This is a genomic window from Microbacterium sp. C7(2022), from assembly GCF_028823665.1.
In the GTDB taxonomy this organism is placed as follows: Bacteria; Actinomycetota; Actinomycetes; order Actinomycetales; family Microbacteriaceae; genus Microbacterium.
In genome coordinates, this window is record NZ_JAPEHV010000052.1 from 1 (window position 1) to 282 (window position 282).

A 282-nucleotide genomic window follows, 5' to 3' on the forward strand; every position below is an offset into this window, starting at 1 on the left:
TAATTGCGCTCATGCACTCTTAGTTGTCTAGAAGCATAGGCGATGACTTTGCTATTTTGCATCAAAACACACCCCAAACCGATTCTTGAGGCATCACAATACACAACAAACCCTTCTAACCCTTTTGGTAGAGCCAAGATAGGAGTGGACATAAGCTTGTCTTTCAAAGTTTGGAAGCTCTTTTCACATTCATCGGTCCACACAAACTTTGCCTTCTTTTGGGTCAATTTCGTCAAAGGGGAAGCAATGGAAGAAAAACCATTTACAAACTTCTGATAATAA

1 protein-coding gene is annotated in these 282 nt (G+C 40.1%); it reads right to left on the reverse strand.

Annotated elements, in window-relative coordinates:
• Window positions 1-282: ribonuclease H family protein (locus ON062_RS13685; protein WP_274647696.1), on the reverse strand; the 282-nt coding region annotated here is incomplete at both ends.